The 26791-nt window shown below is 49.1% G+C and carries 21 protein-coding genes and 2 pseudogenes; 13 read left to right on the forward strand and 10 right to left on the reverse strand.

Annotated elements, in window-relative coordinates; genetic code table 11:
• Nucleotides 1-387 precede the first annotated feature (387 nt).
• From HWQ67_RS00185 to guaA, 13 genes are all read left to right on the forward strand, one after another.
• On the forward strand, nt 388-4008 hold the full coding sequence (locus HWQ67_RS00185; RefSeq protein WP_218250614.1) for a response regulator: 3621 nt from the start codon (nt 388-390) through the stop codon (nt 4006-4008).
• Nucleotides 4009-4167: 159 nt separating this feature from the next.
• Nucleotides 4168-5136 carry a protein-glutamate O-methyltransferase CheR gene (locus HWQ67_RS00190; RefSeq protein WP_320414240.1) on the forward strand — a complete coding sequence of 323 codons (969 nt, stop codon included), beginning with the start codon at nt 4168-4170 and terminating at the stop codon, nt 5134-5136.
• A gap of 3 nt (nt 5137-5139) precedes the next feature.
• Nucleotides 5140-5736: a chemotaxis protein CheB gene (locus HWQ67_RS00195; protein ID WP_218250616.1), complete on the forward strand. Its 597-nt coding sequence runs from the start codon at nt 5140-5142 to the stop codon at nt 5734-5736.
• 125 nt (nt 5737-5861) lie between these two features.
• Nucleotides 5862-6086 carry a YgiT-type zinc finger protein gene (locus HWQ67_RS00200; RefSeq protein ID WP_255317046.1) on the forward strand — a complete coding sequence of 75 codons (225 nt, stop codon included), beginning with the start codon at nt 5862-5864 and terminating at the stop codon, nt 6084-6086.
• A 12-nt stretch (nt 6087-6098) separates the two neighbouring features.
• Nucleotides 6099-7769 (forward strand): response regulator, encoded by a 1671-nt coding sequence (locus HWQ67_RS00205; protein ID WP_218250618.1) that lies wholly within the window; start codon nt 6099-6101, stop codon nt 7767-7769.
• A 268-nt stretch (nt 7770-8037) separates the two neighbouring features.
• Nucleotides 8038-9666 (forward strand): PAS domain S-box protein, encoded by a 1629-nt coding sequence (locus HWQ67_RS00210; RefSeq protein WP_218250619.1) that lies wholly within the window; start codon nt 8038-8040, stop codon nt 9664-9666.
• Between the two features lies 1 nt (nt 9667).
• Entirely contained in the window at nt 9668-10039 is a 372-nt protein-coding gene (locus HWQ67_RS00215; protein WP_218250620.1) for a response regulator transcription factor, read from the forward strand.
• A 249-nt stretch (nt 10040-10288) separates the two neighbouring features.
• Nucleotides 10289-10549 carry a hypothetical protein gene (locus HWQ67_RS00220; protein ID WP_218250621.1) on the forward strand — a complete coding sequence of 87 codons (261 nt, stop codon included), beginning with the start codon at nt 10289-10291 and terminating at the stop codon, nt 10547-10549.
• Between the two features lie 4 nt (nt 10550-10553).
• The gene (locus HWQ67_RS00225) at nt 10554-10820 is read left to right on the forward strand and encodes a cell division protein ZapA (RefSeq protein ID WP_040336030.1); all 267 of its coding nucleotides are present in this window, start codon (nt 10554-10556) and stop codon (nt 10818-10820) included.
• Between the two features lie 46 nt (nt 10821-10866).
• Nucleotides 10867-11115 (forward strand): phosphoribosylformylglycinamidine synthase subunit PurS, encoded by a 249-nt coding sequence (gene purS / locus HWQ67_RS00230; protein ID WP_425340687.1) that lies wholly within the window; start codon nt 10867-10869, stop codon nt 11113-11115.
• On the forward strand, nt 11115-11306 hold the full coding sequence (locus HWQ67_RS00235) for a ferredoxin (protein WP_218250623.1): 192 nt from the start codon (nt 11115-11117) through the stop codon (nt 11304-11306). The genes purS and HWQ67_RS00235 overlap by 1 nt, the downstream gene beginning before the upstream one ends.
• 82 nt (nt 11307-11388) lie before the next feature.
• Nucleotides 11389-12468, forward strand: coding sequence for an HD domain-containing phosphohydrolase (locus HWQ67_RS00240; RefSeq protein ID WP_218250624.1), 1080 nt, complete (start codon nt 11389-11391; stop codon nt 12466-12468).
• 358 nt (nt 12469-12826) lie between these two features.
• Nucleotides 12827-14635: a glutamine-hydrolyzing GMP synthase gene (gene guaA, locus HWQ67_RS00245; RefSeq protein ID WP_218250625.1), complete on the forward strand. Its 1809-nt coding sequence runs from the start codon at nt 12827-12829 to the stop codon at nt 14633-14635.
• A 477-nt stretch (nt 14636-15112) separates the two neighbouring features.
• Here guaA and HWQ67_RS00250 read toward each other — a convergent pair whose 3' ends face one another.
• From HWQ67_RS00250 to HWQ67_RS00295, 10 genes and pseudogenes are all read right to left on the reverse strand, one after another.
• On the reverse strand, nt 15113-16858 hold the full coding sequence (locus tag HWQ67_RS00250) for a Stp1/IreP family PP2C-type Ser/Thr phosphatase (protein WP_218250626.1): 1746 nt from the start codon (nt 16856-16858) through the stop codon (nt 15113-15115).
• A complete protein-coding gene (locus HWQ67_RS00255; RefSeq protein ID WP_218250627.1) occupies nt 16855-18381 on the reverse strand; it encodes a protein kinase domain-containing protein in 1527 nt (508 codons plus the stop codon). The genes HWQ67_RS00250 and HWQ67_RS00255 overlap by 4 nt, the downstream gene beginning before the upstream one ends.
• A gap of 445 nt (nt 18382-18826) precedes the next feature.
• A complete protein-coding gene (locus HWQ67_RS00260; protein ID WP_218250628.1) occupies nt 18827-19054 on the reverse strand; it encodes a type II toxin-antitoxin system HicA family toxin in 228 nt (75 codons plus the stop codon).
• Nucleotides 19051-19227, reverse strand: a pseudogene (locus HWQ67_RS20320) (type II toxin-antitoxin system HicB family antitoxin); the annotation flags it as partial. The pseudogene HWQ67_RS20320 and the gene HWQ67_RS00260, both read right to left, overlap by 4 nt.
• Before the next feature lie 260 nt (nt 19228-19487).
• Nucleotides 19488-21245, reverse strand: coding sequence for an ATP-binding protein (locus HWQ67_RS00270; protein ID WP_218250629.1), 1758 nt, complete (start codon nt 21243-21245; stop codon nt 19488-19490).
• The gene (locus HWQ67_RS00275; protein WP_218250630.1) at nt 21232-22617 is read right to left on the reverse strand and encodes a sigma-54-dependent transcriptional regulator; all 1386 of its coding nucleotides are present in this window, start codon (nt 22615-22617) and stop codon (nt 21232-21234) included. Before HWQ67_RS00275 ends, HWQ67_RS00270 begins: the two co-directional genes overlap by 14 nt.
• A complete protein-coding gene (locus tag HWQ67_RS00280) occupies nt 22598-24190 on the reverse strand; it encodes a two-component system sensor histidine kinase NtrB (protein ID WP_218250631.1) in 1593 nt (530 codons plus the stop codon). Before HWQ67_RS00280 ends, HWQ67_RS00275 begins: the two co-directional genes overlap by 20 nt.
• A gap of 4 nt (nt 24191-24194) precedes the next feature.
• A complete protein-coding gene (locus tag HWQ67_RS00285) occupies nt 24195-25298 on the reverse strand; it encodes a type II secretion system F family protein (RefSeq protein WP_218250632.1) in 1104 nt (367 codons plus the stop codon).
• A 58-nt stretch (nt 25299-25356) separates the two neighbouring features.
• The gene (locus tag HWQ67_RS00290) at nt 25357-25968 is read right to left on the reverse strand and encodes an NAD(P)H-dependent oxidoreductase (RefSeq protein ID WP_218250633.1); all 612 of its coding nucleotides are present in this window, start codon (nt 25966-25968) and stop codon (nt 25357-25359) included.
• A 32-nt stretch (nt 25969-26000) separates the two neighbouring features.
• Nucleotides 26001-26791 (reverse strand): annotated as a pseudogene (locus tag HWQ67_RS00295) (hypothetical protein); the annotation flags it as partial.

Genomic DNA, 26791 nt, shown 5'->3' on the forward strand with positions numbered 1-26791 from the left:
GGAAGCGTGAAAAGCAGAAGGAGTTGCGTGAGATTGCATAAAAAAACAGGCAAAAATGGTTAGCAAAATTGATACCATGCTGTTTGCCTGTTTTTCGAAAACTCGAGAAGGTATAAAAGTGGTTTAAATCTCGACAACCACGGTTGACTGTGGTGCTACCCTTCATACATAAACGTAACATAATGATGAATAAAAAATATAGTGACAAATTTTGTCATTGCAATGTTTTTTTCTGGAACAAAACCGCTAAAACTTGGAGGTGAATTGTAGGGAAACATGAAGAATCTTTACGAAAAATAATTTTTTATATCTATCCAAAAATCTTGAATATCGCCTGTTGGTGTTTTCACTGAGAATTGCTGGAATATTTTATGTTACAATAGTCACATGATGTTGAAAAACACGAGTATAGGTTTACGTCTTGCGATGGCGTTTTCGCTGTTGTTTGTGCTGTTTGCCTTTGTTGCGATATTTGCCGTCAACCGTCTTGATTTCGTCCTGAATCAGACACGGCTGATGTACAACCATCCCTTTACCGTCAGTAACGCCGTTTTGCGGATTGACGGAAATACTACGAAGATACGCCTGATCATGAGAAAAGCAGCATACACAACCGATAAGGATGAAATCCTGAGATATAAGGGGCAGGTGGCGGAGTATATCGCCCAGATAGACAAGGATTTTGACCTCCTGGAAGAGCGATTTCTGGGTGAGAAACACCTGGTTAATGATGCACAAACAAACTTTAAACAATGGGAACCCCTTATTGCTCATCTTTTTTCGCTGGCAATGGATGGCAAGATTGACGATGCAAAGGCATTGATAAACAGTGATAAGTACACGTCAAATACTATGGATATGGAAACCACCATAAAGATGGTTTATGATTACGCACAAAACAAGGCCATAACATTCAGGGACAACGCCCATGATACCGGTGATGACTTTAAAAACCAGATATATATATTAATCGCAATAATCTTTGCACTTGGCATGGCAGTGACGTTTGTCTTCACCAGGGGTATCACCAGACCAATACGGGAACTAATAAGCGCAACTGACGAGATCGGACAGGGGAGGCTGGATACGGCTATAGACGTTACCTCTACCGACGAAATCGGACAACTGGCCGGCTCCTTCAGAAATATGACCGCAAAACTCAAGACAACGCTCACGGACATGGACAAAGAGAATTGGAAAAAAACCGGTATTTCTCAACTCAACGACAAGATGCGTGGTGAGCAGGACGTCATGCTCCTTGCACAGAACATAATCGGTCTCCTGACCAAGTACTTAGACGCCCAGGTGGGGGCAATCTATCTGGTTGAAGGCGACAAGAAGCTGAGACTTACGGCCTCCTATGCGTACACAAAACGCAAAGGCCTCTCCAACACCTTTGTCTTTGGCGAGGGTCTGGTGGGGCAGGCCGCACTTGAAGGACAGTGCATACTCATAACCGATGCCCCGGAGGACTACATAAAGATCACATCCGGGTTGGGTGAATCCAGGCCCGTCAACATATTGGTTGTGCCGTTCTTGTACGAAAGACAGGTGATGGGCGTGATCGAAATCGGTTCACTTGGCAGGTTTGACGATACCCGGGTTGAGTTGGTAGAGATGGTTTCGCAGTCCGTAGGGATAGCCTTTAGCGTTGCGCAGGCACGGGAAAAGATGACGGAGCTCCTGTCTACGACACAGGCCCAGGCCGAAGAGTTACAGGTACAGCAGGAGGAACTGCGAGCGTCGAACGAGGCACTAAGCGAGCAGACAAAGACATTGAGGGATTCGGAGGCCGAGCTCCAAGCCCAACAGGAAGAACTCCGACAGGTCAACGAGGAGCTTGAGGAACGCGCAAAGATACTGCAACAACAGCGCGATGAGATAAAGCAGAAGAATACCGAACTTGAACGGGCACAGCAGATAACCACAGAGAAGGCACAGGAGCTTGAGGTGACAAGCAAGTACAAGTCCGAGTTTCTTGCCAACATGTCGCATGAGCTACGTACACCGTTAAACAGCATCCTGTTGCTGTCAAAACACCTGGCCGACAACAAGGACGGCAATCTATCGTCGAAACAGTTGGAGTGTGCCCAGACCGTTTATTCATCTGGCAATGACCTGTTGGCGCTCATCAACGACATCCTTGACCTTTCCAAGGTGGAGGCGGGCAAGATGGAGCTGCACGTGGAACCGTTGGACTTCAGTGAGCTGGCCACATCCATAGGGCGTACCTTCGTCCCCGTTGCACAGAACAAGGGGTTGACGCTGGACGTGGTCGTTGCTCAGGACATCAGAGCCTCAATCAGGACGGACGCCCAAAAGCTGGAACAGATTCTACGCAATCTCATCTCAAATGCCATAAAATTTACCGAAAAGGGCGGTGTCACCGTCAACATTGGCCGCTGCACCGATGCCTCCGTAACACTTGGCAGTGGAACGGAAGAGGTCGTCGCCATATCCGTATCGGACACAGGGATAGGCATTGCACCGGACAAGCAGGGGGTGATCTTTGAGGCATTTAAGCAGGCCGATGGCACCACAAGCCGGAAATACGGCGGCACCGGTCTTGGCCTGACCATATCAAGGGAGTTGACAAGGCTGTTAGGTGGGCAACTGCACCTCAAGAGTGTTGAACACAACGGGAGTACCTTTACGCTGTACCTGCCCCAGAGTTTAGAGTCACAGGGGTACCCACAGCCGCAAACAAGGCAACCCTCTAAGGCAGACTCCACCCCAGTTGAGCCAATGCCGCGCACTGCGGTTGAATTTCGCCCCCCTGCCGGAACCCATACAGGGGCTGACATCCTCGAAGATGACAGACAGCACCTATCCCCCGGGGATAAGTCCATACTCGTTATCGAGGATGATCCCGTGTTTGCAAAGATACTGTACGATATAAGCCACGAAAAGGGCTTTAAGTGTATCATTGCCGGTGATGGCCGCCGCGGATGTGAGTATGCAGAGACCTACAGACCGGATGCCATAATACTGGACGTCGGCCTGCCCGTGATGGATGGCAGGATGGTGCTGGAGAGATTAAAGGACTCCGCAGGGACACGCAATATCCCCGTGCATATCGTCTCAGCCGCCGATAAGAGCATAGATTGTCTGAAGTCGGGCGTTGTCGGATACCTCACCAAACCGGTCAGCATGGAACGGCTCGATGACGTCTTTAAGACACTGGAGGGCATTTTTGCTCAGGGCAGTAAGCGATTGCTTGCCGTCAACCTCGATACGACACAGAGGGCTACGGTGTTGGAACTGCTTGACAACGCAGGGGTTGAGACCGTTTTTGTCTCCCCCGTGGATGTCCCCACGACACTGAAGACCAAAGGGGTCAACTGTATTGTCTTAAACCTCGGCGTTGATGAGGCTGCGGGATTTGCCCTGCTTGATACACTAAAGGCCGGGGAGCAATTCAGCGAAGTCCCCGTCATCGTATACAACAGTGCAGTGCTGTCTAAGGAGGCCGAAACCAAACTCAACATGTACTGTCACAGATTGATTGTCAAGCGGGTCATATCAAACGAACGGCTGCTTGATGAGATCGTCTTGTTTCTCCACCTCATAGAGTCAAAGTTGCCGCCCGAAAAGCAAAGAATGATAGACATGGTACACGACAAAGATACCATCTTTAAAGACAAGACAATACTGATAGTTGACGATGACGTAAGAAACGTCTTTGCCCTGTCAAGCGTCCTCCAGGAGAGGGACGTAAATGTACTGGTTGGGCGAGACGGCAGAGAGGGCATAGCACGCCTAAAGGACAATAAGGCGGTGGAACTGGTGTTGATGGACATCATGATGCCCGAAATGGACGGCTATGAGGCAATCAGACAGATAAGAAGCATCTATGAGTACAGAAATCTCCCCATCATAGCCCTGACCGCAAAGGCGATGAAAGAAGACAAGATGAAGTGCATCGAGGCAGGGGCCAACGACTATCTGGCAAAACCCATAGATGCCGACAGGTTGCTTTCTCTGCTGAGAGTGTGGTTATATAAATGATGATTGAATCGTTGCGTATAAGTATGCACTGTAATGAAGGGGTCAAGGGGACTGGTCCCCCTTGCAGGGGAGGTCTGAGGAGGGGGCGGAGCCGCCCTCCTTCTTTGCATTTTCTGTTACATTTTGAATAACGTTATGAAGGATAAAGGCACAGACAACGTGAATGACACGCATGATAACGAGGACATAGAGGTCCGAGTGTTGTTAGAGGCCATATACCTCAAGTACGGCTACGACTTCAGGAACTACTCCAAGGCCTCCCTGAAGCGGCGTATCGCCCAGCGGCTGACCCTGTCGAACCTTGACAACGTCTCTGAGATGATACACAGGATTCTGTACGACAGGGCGTTCTTCGATACGTTTCTCAACGAGCTGTCTATCAAGGTTACGGAGATGTTCAGGGACCCGTCTTTTTTCCTTGCAATGCGAAAACAGGTCATACCACATTTGAGACAACTGCCATTTATAAAAATCTGGATAGCGGGATGTTCCACCGGTGAGGAGGTCTATTCGCTGGCAATCCTCTTAACGGAAGAAAAACTATACGACAAGACACGCATCTATGCCACCGACTTTAGCGAGGCAGCCCTCAACAAAGCCAGGGAAGGAATCTATAAGACAAGTGATATGAAGAAATACACCTCCAACTATCAACAGTCAGGCGGTGCAGAGTCCTTTGCGGACTACTTTCTGGCAAAATACGACTCCGCTATCATGAATCAATCCCTGAGAAAGAACGTCACGTTCTCCAGACACAACCTCGTAACGGACGGGGTCTTTGGTGAAATGAATCTGATAGTGTGCAGAAATGTCCTCATATATTTCAACAGAGACCTCCAGGACAACGTCTTCAGGCTATTTGCAGATAGCCTGTGTGACGGCGGCTTTCTTGCCCTGGGATCAAAGGAGACCATACGACTGTCAAAGTCCTCGGGCTATTTTGATGACGTCTCAAAGGAAGAGAAGATATACAGCAAACACTCAAGGCCGGCCCCTGAGATTGAATCAAGTCAGTCGGCCAATGGTCTCACGGAAGTTGTGTTCAACAGGAGCGCCGTGCTTATTGCAGAGACCATCAAGAGGCTTGATGAATTGCAAGGTCTGCTCCGAAGTGTAACCAGGGTATGACAGGTGAACAGCAGAAGAGGACAACATAAAGGATATGAGGCCGTGGTGATAGGGGCATCTGCCGGAGGAACGAGCGCTCTGCGGGAGATATTGCCGTCCCTGCCGGCGGAGTTCTCCCTGCCTGTGGTGGTGGTTCAGCACCTGCACCCCAGTTCGAAGGATGATATGCCGGCCCTGTACAAGGACTCGTGCCAGTTAAGGGTCAAGCAGGCAGACGAAAAAGAGTCCATAGCCGGTGGCTGTGTCTACTTTGCTCCGCCCAACTATCACCTGCTCGCAGAGGATAACAGGACGTTTTCGTTGTCCGTGGATGCCCCGGTTAATTTTTCGCGGCCATCGATTGACGTGTTCTTTGAAAGTGCCGCAGACGTCTACGGGTCAGCCCTGATCGGTGTGGTCCTCACGGGCGCCAACAACGACGGCAGTGTTGGTCTGCGCAAGATCAAGGCCGCCGGTGGAGCGGCCATCGTCCAGGACCCCGATACCGCCGAGTGTTCATCGATGCCGGAAGCCGCCATTGCCGCCACAAGCGTAGACTACATCCTGCCCCTCAAGGATATTGCTGCCGCTATTGTACGCCTGGCAGAGACATGTACGTAACCATGAATTATATAAGAAAGGGAAAAAATGAGGGCGGCTCCGCCCCCTCCTCAGACCTCCCCTGCAAGGGGGCCAGCCCCCTTGACCCCATTATTCTTAGTCTGAATGTTAGATAGAGGAATGATATGAAATGTCATAATTGCGGAGGGACATTGGAGGAAATTATAACTGATTTACCGTTTAAAATTGGGCGTGAATCAATAGTTATAATAAAAAAACTGCCCCTATTACAATGCCAAAATTGTAGTGAATACCTTATCGAGGACAATGTGATGAAAGGGATAGACAGGGTAATCAATGGTGTTGACAATAGCATAGAGCTTGAAATATTGAGCTATTCGCCTAAATGACAATATTACAACATGGAAAGACAGAACATCCTTGTAGTTGACGACAGGGTCGAAAACCTGTTGGTGCTGGAGACCATACTCCAGGGGCTTGAGATAAACATTGTTAAGGCTACCTCGGGTCAGGAGGCCTTGTGGCAGTTGTTAAACAACACCTTTGCCCTTATCCTGCTGGACGTCCAGATGCCGCAGATGAACGGCTTTGAGGTGGCAGAGTTAATCCGCAAAAACAACAAGACCAAGACCCTCCCCATCATATTTGTAAGCGCTGTGAGCACGGAGCAAAAGTTTATATTTAAGGGTTACGAAAGTGGCGCCGTTGACTATCTGATCAAACCCATAGAGCCTGAGATATTAAAGAGCAAGGTAAACGTATTCCTCCAACTGCACAGACAGAATCAGTTAATACTCAAACAGTCGGCAGACCTTCAGCAATCCAACGAGTATCTGAAGAAAACGACCGAGGCCCTGCGTGTTGTCAGCGAGTACAACAGGAAGCTGATAGAGGTCAACCTCGACCCCATTATAAACGTAGGGCAGGATGGCAGAATAAGGGATGTCAACATCGCCACAGAAATAATCACCGGTCGTTCCAGGAAAAACCTCATTGACAGCGAATTTACCGGCTACTTCACCGAACCCGAAAAGGCAACCGAACTCTACAGAAAGGCCATTGACATAGGCACGGCTCACGATTATGAACTATACATCCTGTGCTATGACGGCCAGATAACACCCGTGTTGTGTAATGCCTCCGTGTATCGCGATGACGTCGGCAGCATCATCGGTGTAATAGTTGCCGCTCGCGACATCAGCATCCGTAAGGAGTATGAAGACAACCTGATGGAATTAAACAAGAACCTCGAAACTCGTGTCAAAGACGAGGTTGAAAGACGCATCAGACAAGAGCAACTGCTTATCCAACAGTCCAAGATGGCCGCCATGGGAGAGATGATAAGCGCCATTGCACACCAGTGGAGACAGCCCCTCAATGCCCTCGCCATACTCGTACAGGATATCGGGGATGCCTACGACTACGGAGAACTCAACAAGCAATATATCGATAGAGTGGTAAACCAGTCTGTGGCGCAGATAAGCTTTATGTCAAAAACCATAGACGATTTCAGAAACTTTTACAGCCCCGAAAAGGAAAAAAAGCTGTTTGATGTAAAGAAGGCTGCAATGAATGTATTGTCCTTGCTGTCTGCCCAGTTCATGAACAATTCAATATCGTACAGGCTCACCTGTCACATGCACAATATGTCAACCGAGTCCCTGGATTGGGAGATGTGCTGCCATGACCTCACGCTCTTTTCGTATCAGGGTGAGTTTGAGCACGTCCTGCTGAACTTAATAAATAACGCCAAGGATGCGATCATAGAAAAACTAACCACAAACGAAAATGAAGAGATAGAAGCAATGGGTATGATCCTGATTGATTTCTATAAGGAAGACAAAAAAATCACCATAAAAATAAGCGATAACGGTGGCGGCATCCCGGTTGAAATAATGAACAGGATATTTGAACCCTACTTTACCACAAAGGGACCAAACAAGGGCACCGGCGTGGGGCTATACATGTCAAAGGTGATAATCGAGGATAACATCGGTGGGAGATTGTACGCAGACAATACGGACAACGGGGCTACTTTTACTATTGAGATTGAAAAGGACAAGGGTAGGTAACACGGTGTGCTTTTTTAGGAAAAAAGGTAATAGTTCAGCCATACAATTGAAATATTGTGTATAATCAACCCAATGCCAACAAGGTAAGAAGGGGTCAGGGGTCAGCGACCCCCGGCTCAGTGGGGGGCTGGCCCCCTTGCAGGGGGTTCTGAAGGGGGGCGGGCACCCCTGCCACAAACCGCCCCTTTCTTTCCTTCTTCTTAGGGGGGTGAACTATTACGAAAAAAGATTACAATAAATTTATGCAATAGGCTAAAATATAAACAATATGACAGAGGATACAGTCAACGAAGGCGTAGGTAAAACACGGAGGGAGCGTGAGATGTCAGCCCTGCTGGAGGGGGCACGCGCCGTTCTGAGATACAAGAAATTTGAGGACATTGCCCGGGCTATTTTTGATAAGTGCAAGGAAATGACGGGAGCTACAAGCGGTTATGTTGCGCTTTTAAGTGCGGCTGGAGATGAGAACGAGGTGCTGTTTCTTGACCCGGGCGGGAGGAAGTGTATAGTTGATCCCTCACTGCCAATGCCCATACGGGGGCTCCGTGAGACGGCTTACCGCACCGGTAAGGCGGTATGTGATAACAACTTTGCAACCAGTAAGTGGTGGGATTATCTACCCCAGGGGCATGTATCCCTGGATAATGTCCTGTTTGCCCCTTTGATCTTAGAGGGTAAAACCGTGGGATTGATAGGCCTGGCCAATAAACCGGGTGACTTTGACGACGATGACCTGCATATAGCAACGGCCTTTGGTGAATTTGTGGCCATTGCCCTGCACAACAGCCAGACCCTTCAGCGTCTGCAAGACAGCGAGCAGCGTTTCCGAAACGTGGTCGAAGCAGCCGGTGACGCCATCGTGTCAATAGACAGCAGTGACAATATCACCACCTGGAACAAAGCGGCACAGGATATGTTTGGATACACCGAACAGGAGGCCCTGGGCAGTCCCGTTACGATCATCATCCCTCAACATTATCGTGACGCCCACAGAGAAGGTATCCTGCGGGTAAACAGGACGGGGATTTCAAAACACGCCGGCAAGATATTAGACCTGACGGCTCTCAGGAAGGATGGCACTGAGTTCCCCATAGAGCTATCTCTGACCAAATGGACCATAGGGGAAAAGCTATACTTTACCGCCATAATCAGAGACATAACCAGGCGTAAGCAGATCGAAGAGGAGTTAAAGATTCAGAACCAGTTGGTGGTTGAACAGAGCCGACAGTTGGCAATAAGTGAGTTGATGATAAGCATTGCGCATCACTGGAGACAGCCTCTGAGCGCAATAGGGGCTATTGTACAGAATGTCGAGGACGCCTTTGACTATAAAGAACTCGATGAAGACTTCTTTCACGACTCGACTAAAAAAATCGTTGAAGAACTTATCTATCTGTCAAAGACCATTGACAACTTCAGCAGTTTTTACCACAGGGATAAGGAAAAAACCCTGTTCAGGATTCATGAGTGCATAGAAAAAACCCTGCTGTTATTAAACGACTACTTGATCTCAAAAAGCATAACGATAGAAGTAGACATAGAAAAAAACCTGGAAATAGAGGGCTACTTCAATGAGTTTTCAAGGGTAATCCTCAACATCATTAACAACATAAAGGACGTCTTTGACGAAAGAGAGATAAAAGATGGTCATATAAAAATACTCGCCTGCAGAAACACACACAGCGGCAAGACAAGGCTCTCTATCTCCGACAATGGTGGCGGCATGAGAGAGGATATAAAGTTCAGGATATTTGATCCGTATTTTACGACAAAGCACAAGTCCAGGGGGGTGGGGCTTGGTCTATACATGGCAAGGGTCATGATAGAGAAAAACCTAAACGGTAGCATAACGGCTCAAAATACAGGCAAAGGGGCAGAGTTTATAATAGAGATATAGCATGGATAGAGATCAGCTTTTTAAGGACAAGGGTCTATTGTACGTTGAGGATGATGAGATCATCCGAACCAACATTGCGCAATTTCTCAGGCGCAGGTTCAAGGTAGTCACGGAGGCCGAAAATGGACGACAGGGGTTAAGCCTATACTCACCGGGTGCTTATGACATCGTAATAACGGATATAGAGATGCCAATCATGAACGGATTGAAAATGATAGAGAAAATGTTCGAGTTAGACCCAACCCAGTGCATCATTATTACAACGGGATATAATGACGATGAACACAAAAGCAAAAGGGCATGTGTAAATATAATAAAACCAATCATCAGGGAAGTCTTACTGACAGCACTCTTCAGGTGTCTCAGTAAGTAGCACTAAAGTTCCAATGTTTAAAATCAAGCCACCGCATAATGGGGTCAAGGGGGCTGGCCCCCTTGCAGGGGGTTCTGAAGGGGGGCGGAGCCGCCCCTTTCTTTTCTCTTACGGTCAAATGCGATTGCCCTAGGGGGGAGACGCCCTGTGGCATAGACAAGCGGTTGATAAATTTGTTATGATTGATGTATAGTTATATAGCTTTATGAGATTACTGCATAATAAAAGAAAAGCTGGAGGGTTATTGCTGTGGAAAAAATAAAGGAGCTTGAGGAAAAGATATCGGCCATAGTCGAGCGGGTAAAGGCGTTAAAACATGACAGGGATGCCCTGCAACGGAGGGCTGATGAATCAGGCAGCGTCGTTGCGGCCAAAGACCAGGAGATAGCTACGCTTAAGAGCGAACTCAATGCCAAAAACACCGAAATAGAGCGGATGCTGGGAGAAAGAAACTCGGTAGCCGAGCAGATAGAGGCCATCTTAAGTGAGCTTGACAAGATAGAGATTTAATACGATGGCAAGTGCAGAGGTCTATATACTTGGTCAGAAATATATACTCAAGGGCGAGGAGCCGGAGGAATATATAAGGGCGCTTGCTGTATACGTGGATAAGAAGCTGCAAGATATACAGCGGTCTGCGCCAATGGCAAATCAGACAAAGACTGCCATCCTGGCGGCCCTGGGCATAGCTGATGAGCTGTTTAAACTGAAAGAGGCGCATGAGGCATTAACAAAGAACATAGAGACGAGCGCTGAAGACCTCAGCAAGTTGCTCGACTAGAATTTCGTATCTCAACGATATATAATAAGGCAGGTTGACACATAGGCTGATGAAGGTAGTGGTATATGTAAGGCTCAAGGACAGCGTGCTGGACCCCCAGGGAAAGGCCGTCTCAGGTGGATTACGTAACCTCGGATTTGCAGAGGTGACCGATGTAAAGGTTGGAAAAATGATAGAACTGTACATGGACGATGCAACGGCAACGGAAAACTTGAAAGAACGGGTCGGGGACATGTGTCAAAAGCTTCTGGTTAATACCGTAATTGAGGAGTTCCGTTTCGAGGTTGTGGGTTAATGGACGTATTTGTAGATGAGGTCGTATGCATTGGTTGTGGCAGGTGTCAGGAGTTATGTCCGGCTGTGTTTTTTGTTGATGAGGGTATTGGCAAGTCTCAGGTGATTGACCCCGATGCCTGTGAATATGCCAACTGCTGTGAGGCTGCCGAGGAAAATTGCCCTGTACACGCAATATCTATAGTTGCGTAGGGTTGCTGTTCTTTATAAAGTTCTTTATTTCTGCAGGACGTCCTTGTAAGTTGCTCTATAATTCTTTGGCAGAGAACTGGTTATGATTGATCAAGGTAAGGCTCACATTCTCGTCACGGACGACGACCCTTTTGTCCGTGAGTCATTATCCATACTGTTAAGAGAAAACGGTTATGATGTAATGACGTGTTCCAATGCTATGGATGCACTTGAGCTGGTGAGTGCGCATAGCGAAATCCTGGATGTCGTTTTAACGGACATAAAGATGCCCGGGATATCGGGGGTTGGGTTGTTGGACCGCCTACACGGTAGTTATCCCGACATTCCGGTGATATTGATGACCGCCTTTGCGGAGATAGACGTGGTCATTGATGCTATAAAAAAGGGGGCGTATGACTTCATAATCAAGCCCTACAGGTATGAGCAGTTGTTCTACAGCGTGGAGAAGGCCGTCAGATATGCCCGGCTCCTGCGCATGGAGAAGGACTACAAGCGCACACTTGAGGACACCGTCAGAGAGCGAACCAGGCAGTTATCCGACGCCCTGGAGAAGGTGACAAGCCTCAGCAACGACATCGTCAACCGCCTGACCGTGACCGCCGAGTACAGGGATGAGGACACAGGCTCTCACATCTTTCGCATAGGCAAGTACGCTGAAGTCCTGGCACAAGAACTTGGCATGTCTGATGATTTTATCTGTGCCATCCGCTTTGCCAGCCCCCTGCACGACATCGGCAAGATAGGTATACCCGACAGCATCCTGCTCAAGCCATCGACGCTAACCCCGGAGGAATTCCAGGTCATGAAGACGCATACCACCATAGGGGCAAATATCCTGTCGGGTTCATCATTTCCTAAGCTGAAGATGGCCCAGGGCATTGCGCAGAGTCACCACGAGCGATGGGATGGCTCCGGTTATCCGTGCGGTCTGCGAGCCGGCAACATTGCCATTGAGGCCAGGATAACCATCATCTGTGACCAGTACGATGCCCTCCGGAGCAAACGCCCCTACAAACCCGCCCTCACACACAATGATACCGTCGAAATAATCACCGTCGGCGACGGCAGAACCCAGCCTTCACACTTCGACCCGCACGTGCTGAGGGTTTTTAAGCAAATAACCACAAGGTTTGAAGACATCTTCAACACCCACCAGATATAGCTGCCCAAAATGTCATCCATCAACTTGCAACAGCAGCGAGTTCTATTGTAAACACAGCGCTACAGTCCGTAAGAAGAAAGAAAGAAAGGGGCGGCTCCGCCCCCCTTCAGAACCCCCCGCAAGGGGGCCAGCCCCCTTGACCCCTTCTTACCTTGTTGACATTGGGTTGATTATACACAACATTTCAATTGTATAGCTGAACTATTACTGCCGGCCAAATAATTGTTCACGGGCAAGAGTATTATTATGGGGTCAAGCAACAAAGCAGCGGAGTCAGCCTTTTCTTTATGTCTAATGCGATTGCCCTGCTTGATTACCCTGTTGTCAAATCTTTATGAAACATGCTATTGTATTATTGATGAGTAAGATTGCAATACTAAATGCCGGCGGACAATACTGTCACCTGATTGCTCGCAAGATCAGGGAGCTGGGCGTATTTACGGAGATAACGGACTTTAACACCCCCCCCGACAACTTGGTGGACGTCAGTGGGATAGTGCTCTCCGGCGGTCCGCAGAGTGTGTATATACCGGACAGCCCGCGTGTGGCCGAGGGGCTGTTTGACCTCGGCGTACCGATCCTGGGACTCTGCTACGGACACCAGCTCATAGCCCACCTGCTCGGTGGCAAGGTGCATGGCAGCAAGTGCGGTGAGTATGGGATTGCGGACATCAAGATACTAAACAACGACAGCCTGTTTAAGGGGCTAGCCGATACCCAGACGGTGTGGATGAGCCACGGCGACTCGGTTGAGCAGTTGCCCGAGGGCTTTGAAGTGCTGGCCTCAAGTGATACCTGCAGCGTGGCAGCCATGGCACACCCACAACGGCACATCTATGGCCTGCAGTTTCACCCCGAGGTCGTCCATACACCCCGTGGGCAGGATATCATCAGGAACTTTGTCTTTAACCTCTGCAAGGTCACCACAACAGACTGGCGCCCCAAAGACCAGATCGATACCCTCATCGGCAACATAAGGGATAAGGCCAAGGGCAGAAAAGTCATCTTTCTTGTCAGTGGTGGGGTTGATTCCACCGTGGCATTTTACCTGTGCGTAAGGGCGCTGGGCAAGGAACACGTAAGGGGCATATACATAGACACAGGACTTATGCGCAAAAACGAAACGCTCAACATTATCAGCGACTTCAAGGCCATTGGCGCCGATAACATAGACGTCGTTGACGCCAGCCATAAGTTCATAGATGCCATCGGTCAGGAGTGTAACCCAGAACGCAAGAGAGAGATCATCGGCAGGATGTTCATCGAGGTAGAGGATGACCTGCTTGACAAGATCGAGTCATCAGACAATAACTGGATACTGGGACAGGGCACCATATATCCCGATACGATAGAGTCCGGTTGCAGCACCAATGCCTCCAGGATAAAGACACACCACAATCGGGTCGATAAGATACTGAAGCTCATAAGTGAGGACAAAGTGGTGGAGCCGTTGATCGACTTTTACAAGGATGAGGTGCGGCTGTTGGCGGGTGCATTGGGGTTGCCGCAACATATGATTATGCGGGACCCGTTTCCGGGGCCGGGATTAGCCGTGCGGTGTATCTGTTGCACGGAGGACAAGCCCACATATCAGAGTGGGGAGTTGACCGACGTGTTGTTACGGTATGGGCTGAGTGGCTTCATCGCACCGGCAAAGACGGTAGGGGTTCAGGGCGATTCCCGCAGCTACAAGGACATTGCAATACTGTACGGTGACATCGCCGTATCACAACTGGAGGGCGTAGCAAGCGCCATTGTAAACGGCATCAGCGGCATAAATCGTGTTGCGTATGTCGTCAAGGGGCGCAGCGAAATAAGGCCGGAACTGTTAGCCATCCACCCGGCATATCTCACCCACGGGCGCGTGGAACTCCTGCGGGAGGCCGATTACATTGTCAAAACGTTTACGGTCAAATACAAGGGGCAATTGCCCGACATCTGGCAGTTTCCGGTGGTTATCTTTCCCCTCGGCTACGATGACGCCTCAGCCAGGGAGACCATCGTCCTGCGACCGGTGCTCTCAACCGACGGTATGACCGCACGGTTTGCCCAGATCGACAGGGGGCTGTTACAGAGCCTTGCAGGGGACATACTACGCCTGGAAGGGATTGCTATGATACTGTACGATATAACCAACAAACCCCCCGGCACTATAGAATGGGAATAAGTTGGCATTGTCACATGTTCAGAACAACATAGAACAGTCCTTATGGAATGTTGTTGACCAACTAATGCAAATTCCAATTTAAAGTCACCTGTACTCGGTCTAATATAGCACGTTTCGATTGGATTAAATACAAGATACATGGCATTTTACGGGGTCAAGGGGACTGGTCCCCTTGCGGGGGGTTCTGAAGGGGGGCGGAGCCGCCCCTTTCTTTCTTTGTATCGCATGCAATCTAAACGCGCTATATTTCTCAGGTATGCCGATCATAAGTATATGGAAGTTGAAAAGGAGCTTAGAAACGGAACACCTACTACGAGGATATTCATCGTTGAATTGGTGTTTTTGATTTTGTAATCCATAGTCTCCTCATATCATTGGTAAGCCTGGTGTAAGCTAAAGGAGTCTACTTATGCAAGATTCACTTGGTTAGACTATATAGCCATGATAGTTAAGCAACCATACTGAAATTGTTTTCTCTTACGTGGGCCAGTGGAAAATCTTTTCCTCCTTATCGAGTCCCTTGAGGTTAAACATTCCAATGGCAACGGCCTTGGCACGTGTGCGTTGCTCAAGCATGTTCCAGAAGGCTTCTGTCATCAGGATTATTTCCTTTTTATTGTTTGTGGTTAAGAGTGCGGTGACGTTTTTTTCCTTGTGTCGGAGGTCTTCCAGTGAAAAAACGGCATGTGCGTTTCTTCCGGTGCGTTCTCCCTCTTGTGTCAGACGGACTGAGCCCCAGTGCAGCGCCACGCATATCTGGACGGGGAACTTGATGTATCTGGCAAGTCCGGCGGAGAGCTTTGAACCCGACTTCAGGGCATCCTCGGCAGCGCCAAATGTTGCAAAAAAGCCATCACCTGTGCATTTCAAAAACGGATGTTTTTCATTCTGCAGCGACCTGTCAAGCATCTGTCCCAGCGCAGAGACCACCTTTACCAGTTGCGTCTCTCCACCTTTTACAAGGCGCGTAGAGCCTACTATGTCCACAACCAGTAGCGCCTCCGTCCTCTCCTCAAAGAACTCACTTGGAGGGATGAGAATACTGCCCTCCGTGGTGTAGGCCTCGTCGATCAGGGCCTCGTGTTGGAAATCAGCGCCGGCAGGTATCACCCCTATCCGCGTTCGCCCCATCGATAACCACGATGGGATCGGAAGATCAACAATGCCCTTGATCCTGCGACCGTTTAAGTAGGTACCATTACGACTACCGAGGTCTTGTATCCTTAAGTTGTCGCCATCTACCGATATTATGCAGTGACTGCGGGAGACCGTCCTGTCATTTTTCAACGCCAGGTGGTTACCGCTACCACGTCCTATCGAAAACGAAGGATAACTCACCGGCAATAAGAAGTCGGAGGGTTGTTTGTCAAGATTTATGACGAACCCCAGTGGGATGGCCATTTCCCTGATCTCGCCCTTGCCTGAGACCAGGTCTTCGGTTTCGGATATGGCAATGATGTCGTCTGTTTGGAGCTGATCGCCCTGGCAATCAACCAGCACTACGGTGATATTGTCCAGGCCGCCGGCGTTGTTGGCGCTGTCTATGAGCGCCTGACATGCCGCTTTGTTATCGCTGTACTCACTGATGATGTCCATGATCGTATTGTCGGTAAGCATACCGGTCAGGCCATCGGAGCATAACAGAATCCTGTCTCCCGGTTTGAGTTCAAGCAGCATGGTCTCAGGCAAGGCATCCCCGGCCATGCCAATGCACCGGGTTATCTTACCCCGTGCCGGGTGTGTGGATGCCTCCTCGGGTGTGATCTCGCCGGAGTTGATGAGTACCTGTATGACCGAGTGGTCCATGGTCATCTGCTTAAACTTACCGTTGCGCAAGAGGTAGGCCCGACTGTCTCCCATGTGGGCAAGGAGGGCTGTCATATCACGCACAAGCAACAACACCACCGTCGCACCCATACCCGATAACCCTGGCTTGCTCTTGCTTACTGAGCGCACTTGTTCGTTAAGCTCCGTCAGTGCCACGTTTAACTGCTCGGTGGCCTTTGCGGAGTTAAGTGCCGTGACATCCTTCATCCGTTTATTGAGTAAGATCGGTAACATTTCAACAACCAGCCTTGAGGCCAAGTCGCCCGCTGCATGGCCTCCCATGCCATCGGATACTATGTAGACCCCCTTTTCAGGGTCAACCGACCAGTTGTCCTCATTTCTCTTTCGGATACGCCCCTTATCCGTCAGACCGGCATAGCTTATCGTGTGTGTCATAGAGCACCCTCCAATGCCCGCTTTAATCCTATTGCAGTTTTAAACTTTATCTCAGGCTGATCTATCAATGCCTCGTCAATGACCTCAGCCAATCTCTTTGGTATCTTCGGGTCTCTATTGAGTATAGACACAGGACGACTCTGAAGCACTATGTACCAGGGGTCCTTGCCCTTTGGAAAATCCCTCGGAAACTTCCCCGTCAAGAGGTAGTACAGTGAGGCCGCCATAGACCACACATCGGCCTCCGGCTTGGAATACTTGAAGTTTATCACCTGTTGTCGTGACATAAACACCGGCGTACCCGCAGCAGAGCCGGTGCGCGTATAACCGCTCAAGCCCGCCGCATCAAAGGCCTTGCTCAGACCAAAGTCAGCTATTTTTGATATCCGGCTGGGGCCGGTTCCATAGAAAAAGAAGTTCGACGGTTTTAAGTCCCTGTGCACAAGCCCCTTGAGCGTCATAATGCGGCCATCTGTGAGTTTAACATTTGGTATCTCCAGGTTGTGGGCATAGTCCAGACCGTCGAGGGTCTGAAGGATAATAGTCATGGCCTCGTCTACCGAAAACTTTCCACCCATCTTGAGCATCCACCTGTCAATGCTGCCGCCATCACAGAACTCAAGCGTAAAGTAAAAAATACCCTTCCAACTGCCATAGTCGAGCATCTGTACTACGTTTTTGTGCTTGAGGTGCCTGGTGTATTCAACCTCACGCAGAAACCTCTCACGCGACTGCTCGTTGACGGCCACCTCGGCAAGCATTACCTTGAGGGCTACCTTTTCGCCCGTGCTGTTGTTCGTTGCCAGGTAGACAACACCCATGCCGCCCTTTCCAAGCTCTTTTATGACGGTATAGCCCTTGATCTCCAGCAGACGCTCCTGAACATCCTGGGACGTCATTGGCTTAGACAGTTCCTCTGCCTCTTTACTACAGTTGTCACATACGGGAGGGTCACCCTTGGCCGCAGCCACATTGCCGGGTATTTCCTTACCGCATTTAACGCAGTTCACTACGGGTTTAGACACCGGAGGTTTTGGGGGTGTCTTTTTTACGGGTGGTTTGTTCTTTGCGCAGTCATCGCAGATGTACTGGTTGGAGTTTAGTCTGTTTTGTTGGAGCTTATCCGCGGGTATCTCCTTTGAGCAGACAGAGCAGAACTCTACCGTACCCAGCTCCAGCTTAAATATAGTGCTGCCAAGTCTGACCTCGTCACCTTCCTTGAGGTCGTACTCGGGGAAAAAGTGCTCCGACTTGTCAATGACCTTGGCCCTGTCACGCTGGCCTATCTTGACGCCGTTGACGTAGGTACCATTGAGGCTGCCAAAGTCCCTGACCCTTATGCCGGGGGGGTTGATGTCAAACAGGCAGTGATGACGGGATATAGTACGGTGGTCCTCATCATCAGGCAGTCGCGGGTAACAGTCCACCCCTCGTCCGACTATGCAGATCGTACGCTCGTTAAAGACATACTCTTTGCCCTTGAGTTTCCCCTCCGTGACCTTGAGTACTACCTTCGCCGGCAACAGATACCTCTTGCTCTGACTCCGGTGCAAACGCACCTGGCTCCGTGGCAAACCTGCGCACAAACCGGTCTGACGCTCGTAGTTAATTCATCCCTGCTATGAATGAAAAAACCTCACACAACACATGAGTTTATTATATTATTCATGAACATTCGCATATCACAATTCTCTAATTTAGCAAACCTTATTCAGACATGTCAATAGTATCTGGTGTTTTCTTTGAAATGTTTCTTGTTGTAAATATTTCTGTGATGGTATGCGATAAACAGGTAACGGTAGCACTCCAATCAACCGTGGGTGAGGTGGGTAGCGCCACAGTCAACCGTGGCTGCCAATATTTAAGCCACTTTTATATCTTCATAGTATGGCGTTGCTGCTGTGCTTGAGCGATGTGAGCACGCTTGACTGGAGTGGTACCGACCACCTTCGCTGTTGCACTTATGGATCATTTTAAAAGTTCTTTGAATTGCTCTACATTTAAATCAGCATCCCTGAGAATGTTTGACAAGGTTTTTTGATGCAAGATTTTTCCTGAATGATAGGGAACAGTTGCCCTTCTGCCTTCCTTATTCTTGTATATCTTGTGGCTTGCGCTTTGTCGTGAAAAGACAAACCCAGCCATTTCCAACACTTTAATTGCAGTAGCAGTTATTCTCGGAAGTTTTTCGCTCACACTGCGACTTCCATAAGGGGTAGGCTTACTGATTCAGACTGTGGGATTTCTTCCCCATTTTCAATTCTATCTTCTATGTGAAGGCGAATTGCATCCTTGATATTTTCCAGGACCTCTTCATAAGTATCACCCTGTGTGTAGCACCCTTGAAGCGCGGGACAGAAGGCAAAATAACCTTCACCATCCTTTTATGTTACCACTGAAAACTTATATACACCCATCTTACGACTCCTCTTTAGACAACTGAGTTGGTTGCAGAAATCCTATCAATTTATTGTACACCAGGCCAAGTGTGTTGGTCAAGCAAGGGGACCAGTCCCTCTGCCAATAGCCTATCCGGCAAATGGGCGTTCGTTTTACACATCGCCGGCGTATAATTTTTAAGGCTCTTTCTCAACTCCCTCCCTTTATGGGAGGGCAGCAGTGCCCTTGCCTAAGGGCTGACAGGGCAGTACTGCACCTCCTGTTCCGTTGGCAGATTCACACGGAATATGCACCCCTGTTGCCCGTGCTGGTTCTCTACGGTGATATCGCCCCCGTGGTCCTGGACGATCTTCTTGCTCAGAGGTAAACCAAGTCCGGTGCCCGTACCGATCTCCTTGGTTGAAAAGAACGGCTCAAAGATATGGTTGAGCTTATCCGGCGACACCCCTGTCCCCGTATCTGTTACCTTGATAACCACATACTGCCTCTGGTCTGTCAGCGTAGTCTCCGTGGAAACTCCCAGCACCCCACCAGTGGGCATGGCGTCTATTGCGTTTGAGATGAGATTATCCATGACCTGGCGTATCTGACTCTTATCGATGGGCACGTCGGGCACTGCGGTGATTGTTTTTTTGATGCGGATGTTTTTTTCATTGCATATATCTGCGTAGTTATTCATGGATTCCTCTACAACGTAGTTTACGTTGCAGTACTGTAGGTTCAACTGGGTGTTTTTTGCGTATGACAGGGCGTTTTTCAATATCATCTCCAGCCTTGTCACCTCGGAGTATATCACCTCGGCACACTGTTTTTCCCAACTGCCCTGTGGCATCAGTTTGTTCAACCGCCTGGCATACCCCCCGATGACCATCAACGGGTTTCGTATTTCGTGGGCGACGTTGGCGGATAATCTGCCCAGGGCCGATAGCTTTTCGGCCTGTGTGAGGCGGTCATTGAGGCGCTGTTTTTCCTGTTCGTTTCTGTGTTTTTCGATGATACTTGCAGTGGCGCTGGCCACGGCAGAGAGAAAGGCCTCCTCGGTGTCATCCCGCCTGTGTCCTTTATCCACGTACAGGTTAACAACCCCCAGGAGCTGCTGCCCCGAAAACACAGGCACACAGTAATGACCGTGCTCATGCATACCCTCATAGTGAATATCGTGCGCACAATCAATGTGATCGATAAAGACAATCTGTCCGCTCAGGGCAGCACGACCACACAGACACTTACCATATGGGATGCTGTTACACAGATGAAGGAGTCTGGAGTCCAACCCATAGCTCACTGCCATCCTCAGAGAGGCATGGGCATTGTCTGCGAGAAATATACACCCCTTTGATTGAATCCTCAGCCACGGTATCGATAGTATGAGATCAAGGACACGTTGCAGTTGCTCTTCAAAAGACAGCTTGCTCAGGGAGACCATGAGTATCGAGTTTGTCACCTTCTGGATGTGATAGTTTTCCCGTATTTTTTCCTCTGCCTGACTCCTTTCGGTTATCTCTGTCTTCAACCTCTCATTGGCCTCTGTGAGTGCCGCGGTACGCCTGGCAACCCTGCCTTCAAGCTCCTGATTAACAACCGTCATCTCCTCTCTGGCCTGTTCAAGCTCCGTGATGTCACGCGATATGCCAATGATGCCAACAGTGTTGCCGTCCTTATCGTACCAGGGTATCTTTGTCGCAGAGATACAGACCCGTCTGCCGTCTTTGCGGACAAACTTCTCAACTATGCCTATTAGTGGTTTGCCGGTGCGTATGACCTCCTGCTCCTGTTTCATGCTGATAGCGGCCTGTTCACTTGGGAGATAATCATGGTCGGTCTTTCCTGTCATCTGCTGTGGGACGGTGTTTGAGTGTTCAGCCTTTGCCCGGTTGACCATCACAAACCTGCCGGCAGTATCCTTGAAGTAGATTGAATCAGGGATTTTGTCCATCAGCGTCATAAGCAGCTCAAGATGTTCGTTTGTCTGTTTAATCGATTCCATACTTTTTTAACCTGTGTCTGAACTGCCTGAAGGATATGTTAAGCAGTCTGGCGGCATCCGTTTTAATGCCCCCCGTGATCTCAAGGGATTTTTTGAGATACGCCATCTCTATGTCTTCAAGTATGCTGTCGAGGTTTACGCCCTCGGGGGTTATATTTACGCCGGAGGTTGACAGCGTCATAGCCTTTTGCATGATGTAGTTTCTGATTTCTGCAGGGAGGTCGTTTGCACAGATGGTTGGGCCATCAACAAAGGTCAGGAGTCTCTCTATCATGTTTTGGAGTTCCCTGACATTACCGCGCCAAGGGTAATTCATTATGAGGTCCATGGCATCCTGAGAGAACTTTGTCTCCTTGCCCCCATGTTTTTCAAAGAAGTGCTCGATAAGCACCGGTATGTCTTCCCGTCGTTCCCTCAGGGGGGGGATCAGCACGGGGATGACGTTTAATCTGTAGTAGAGGTCTGCCCTGAATCTCCCGGCTGTTGCCTCATCCTGCAAGAACTTGTTCGTAGCCGATATGACCCGGACATCGACGATGACGTCCTTTGTGCCGCCGATTCTGCGGAAGGAGCCATCTTCGAGCACCCTGAGCAGTTTTGATTGCAGGGTCATGGGCATATCACCTATTTCGTCAAGGAAAATGGTGCCGTTGTTGGCGACCTCAAAGAGGCCCTCCTTGTTTGAAGCTGCCCCGGTAAAGGCCCCCTTCATGTAGCCAAACAACTCGCTCTCCAGTAGTCCCTCGGGGAGGGCGGCACAGTTGATGGCCACAAAGTCCTTGCCGGAGCGCTTACTGAGGTTATGGACGGCATGAGCAATAAGCTCCTTGCCACAACCACTCTCACCCATGATGAGTACGCTTGATTGGCTGTCGGCTATCTTGGGCAAACTCATGAGCAGTTCCAGCATGGGTTTGCTCTTGCCTATGATGTTTTCGAGTCTGTAGGTGGAGAGTATTTGTTGTCTGAGATTTTTGACCTCTCGTTTTAGTAGGCGTTTTTCGAGTGCGTTTTTGACTATCAGGCGGATTTCGTCGATCTTAAACGGCTTGTTGATGTAGTCGTAGGCGCCGAGCTTCATGGCTTCGATGGCATCCTCTGTGGTACCAAAGGCCGTTATCATCAGCACGATAGTCTCCGGAGCGGTATCCTTGACAGAACGTAATACGGCAAAGCCATCGTTTTTGGGCATCCTGATATCCGTAATGACTATGTCAAAGATGTCCTTTTTGATGGTCTCAATTCCCTCGCTACCATCATAGGCCGACAACACGTCGTAGCCTTCCCCCTCCAGGAGCATCTTTAATATGTCGTTCATGCTCCTTTCGTCCTCGACTATTAATATCTTGCCTTTATTGCTTATGTCTGTCATACGGTAAAAAGACCTCAAAGACACTGCCATTTCCAACAGTGCTCATTACATTGATCCTGCCGGAGTGTTCATGCACAATCCGGTACACCATGGCAAGGCCAAGTCCACCACCACCCTGCTTTGTTGTAAAAAAAGGGTAAAAAATTTTCTTAAGTATATTCGGTTCTATACCGGCACCATTATCCTTGAATCTTATTGTAACAAATTCTGGCAATTGTTTCACCTCCACGGAAATTTCTCCGTTGTCCTGACATGCCTGAATGGCATTAAGGCCGAGGTTCCAGAACACCTGCCGGAGCTTATTGTCATCAGCGTCGATGTAGACCTCGGCAGCGATATTGGTCTTGATTGTCACGTTGCTGTTGGTTGAGGCAAGGGCACGGAGCATCTCAATTGTTTCACCCAGAGTTCTGCTCAACAGGATGGTTTTAAATTCCGGTGGACGTGGGCTGGAGTAGGTCAGAAAATCGGTGATAATCTTATTCATCCTGTCCATTTCAACGATTGCGATGTCCATGATTCTTTTGCGTTTGGTTTCGTCGAGGCTGCCCTCTTTGAGCATCTCAACGGAGGAGCGGATGGCGGAGAGGGGATTTCTGATTTCGTGTGCTATGTTGGCGGCCATTTCGCCGATGGCGGCGAGTTTTTCCTTTTCCTTCACCTCCCGTTCCATTTCAACGAGCTTTGTGTGGTCCTCAAAGGTGATCACATAGCCCATGACCTCACCGATGTCGTTTCTGTGTTTGGATATCTTTAGTTCAATGATTTTCTCATCACCGGCAATGGTGATGCACCCGCGCAGGCGTCCGGTCTTGATAGGTGCGGGGATGAATTCAAAGACGTCCCAGATGGTTTTCTCTATTGCCTGCGTTTTTTTAAGCCCTGTGATCTGTTCCGCTGGTCGGTTAAAGAGCATGATATTGCCGGCGGTGTCGGCATAGGACAGGCCACCGGGGATGTTCTCTATGACCTCGAGGTGGAAGGCATAGAGGTCGCGGAAGTCACTTTCACGTTTTTCGAGTGTTCTGGAGGTCTTTTCGAGGTTCAGCAGCAGGTGTCTGCCCAGAAAGGCCACCAGAAACATGGCCATTATATTGGCAAAGATATTGTAGAAGAAGTCCTTGGCATTTAGTACCTTGCTGAAGTGTATGCCTATGATCCCGTAGAACTGCATGACGATCACGGAGCCATAGGTCAGGGCGCTGATGGCTGCAATGGAGAGTATCGGGCGTCTGCCGAGGGTTATCCCCGCACCGATGACGTTTACCAGGAGCATAAAGGAGAACCAGCTCTCTATGCCTCCGGTTATTAAGATAAAGAGCATGATTAGCGCTATATCTACGAGTATCTGTATGTAGGCAAAGACAAAATATCCCCTTGTGAGCTTCCTAAGCAGCAGGAGATACACTATGGTCAACAGGAAGATAAAGGCGGCAAACCAGGATAAGAACTGGGAGTTTTCTACTATTAAGAAGTTCTTATTGTAGACGTAAAACGAGGCAACCAGGAGATAGGCAATAAAGACCCTTGAGCCTATCAGTGCCCTTATCTTCTTTGTTTGCTGTTGATGCAATATACTACTTAATGAGCGTCATCATCTTGAATATTGGCAAATACATGGCAACGACGGTAAAACCTACGGTACCGCCCAGAAAGACGATCATCATAGGCTCCATGGCAGCCGTGAGGTTAGCCACGGCGCTGTCTACTTCTTCGTCGTAGAAGTCTGCCACCTTACTGAGCATGTTGTCCAGGGCGCCGGTGGCCTCACCGATGCCGACCATACTGGTGACCATTGGCGGGAAGATGGATATCTGTTTAAGGGGTTCGGCCAGGGGTTGGCCTTCTATGACGGCGTTTTTTATTGTGGCAATGGATTTTTCAATGACCTTGTTGCCGGCCGTTTTTGCGGTGTTTTCGAGGGCCTCTATGATAGGCACACCGCTGGAGATAAGGGTGCCCAGCGTCCTGGTAAACTTGGCCACGGCGACCTTTTTTATCAACGGACCAAAGACGGGGAGCTTTAGCAGCAGTTTATCTATAAACAATCGTCCATTTTCCGTGCGCCGAACCTGTTTTATTGTATATACGGCTGCTACGGTAAACACCACAATCATGGCCCCACCCCAACCTGCAATAAAGTTACTCAGAAATATGATAAACCGCGTGGGAGCCGGTAGCGTTCCACCTAACTGGGCAAACATCTTGGAAAAAACGGGGACAACAAAAACCATGATTACACCAATACACACAGCCGCTATGGATATAACAACGGCAGGATAGGTCATTGCCCCTTTGACCTTCTTTTTTAGCTTCATCGCCTTTTCCATATAGTCGGCGAGCCTTTGCAGGACTGTATCAAGTATACCTCCGGCCTCCCCGGCCTGTACCATGCCTTCGTAGAGGTCGTCAAAGACCCTGGGGTGTTTACTGATGGCCTCCGCAAACGTAGAGCCACCCTCTACATCTACCTTCATCTGGCTGATAACACTCTTGAGCTTGTCGCTTTCGGTCTGTTGTGCCAGTATATCGAGGGCCTGTACCAGCGGCAAACCTGCATCTATCATCGTTGAAAACTGTCGTGTAAAGACCACTATATCCTTTGTTGATATGCTTCCTCTGCCACTGAAGCCCTTTTTTTTGGGTGTTGCTACTGGTGCCTTTAATTTATCATCGGCCATAAAACTACTCCTTTGTATGTAGAATAATACATTTTTGCATCTGTTTGCATATCTCTTATCATATGTACTGGACAACCTCCTCAAAGGGCAGCCTGTACACGGGTGGTTGCGGGAGCTTTCTGTGCCCCAGGGGTATGATCAAGGCTATGTCTTCCTTGCTGGTGTCAAGCTGCAGGACGTCTCTGACCTTTTGCGGTTCAAAGCCGCCAATGGGGCAGGAGTCTATGCCGATAAAGGCAGCAGCCGTCATCATATTGGCAGCAGCTATGTGGCATTGCATGATGCTCCAGGGCAAGGTGTCTGTTTGCCGGTAGTAGCTCTCGTAAAACTGCACTATCCACTGATAAATCTCAGGGGGATAATTCCTGCGTTTAAACATCCTGGTGACATAATCACTGCCTGGTGTCAGCTCCTGCACTTTTGCAACGATTGATACCACCACGCTGCACGTGGTCAACTGTTGTTGGTTGAAACAGGCAGCCATCAGCCGTTGCTTTATTACACCAGACCTGGCAACTATAAACCTCCACTGTTCCAGGCCAAAGGACGACGGCGAAAGCCTGCCCGCCTCAAGGATAAATCTCAGGTCATCTTCCGATACCTCCTTTGATTCATCAAACACCTTACACGCATGTCTGTACTGCATGGCATTTAAAAACGCTTCTCTCATAACACCATAGACCTCCTCATGATAAATATTATCTACCGTTCTTTGGAATTCTTAATCTTTATCGTATCGTCGTCGTCGTCGTCAGCGGCCCTTGGGTTTTTATCCATCAGGGGGGCTTTATTTTTATCGCTCATAGACATGTCCAGTCCTATCGTCTTTTCAAGGCTATCATTGATCTCCGGAGCAAGCCCTGAGGCTTCTGGCGGCATATGCTTAAATTCACCCAGGTTCTCTGGCAGACTTTCGATGGAAGAGAAGGAGAAGTCGTCGTCATCGGCGATATCGAAGCCCTCATCGTCGCTGAGGTCATAGACTTCCCCGTCTTTGTTGTCATCCTCCAGGGACAGGGCATCCAGGTCATGGTCTGACTGGGGCTTGACGTCTATATTGTCTGCGGTTCTCAGCGGATGTGATTTTTTGCCTATGATTGCCGTTTTTATCGCATCTTGATCTTCTATTGTCAGCCCGGCATCATACTTTAGTTCAACATCAAGGTCGTCGTCTCCAATGTCTATTTGCAAGCCATCCGCATAATCTATACCATCGTCATCGGGCAAATCAATGCCATCATATTCTACGGCTGCCTGACCGTCATCAGATTGTATCTCACTATCTGTCAACAGGGTGGGTGTTTCGAAGTCATCGTCGGGTTCACTACCGCCCTCTGTAACCATCTCAGGCTGAAGGTGGTCAATATCAGACATATACGTTGGCGCCTCACTTTCGTCAAGCTCCAGTTCTATCGAATCCAGTGACGCCTCTTCAGCCTCAAGGCCGTCTATCTCAAGGCCACTCTCATCCGCAACCGCTTCAGGCTGAAGGT

This window comes from Candidatus Magnetobacterium casense, assembly GCF_019173545.1.
GTDB classification, from domain to species: Bacteria; Nitrospirota; Thermodesulfovibrionia; order Thermodesulfovibrionales; family Magnetobacteriaceae; genus Magnetobacterium; species Magnetobacterium cryptolimnobacter.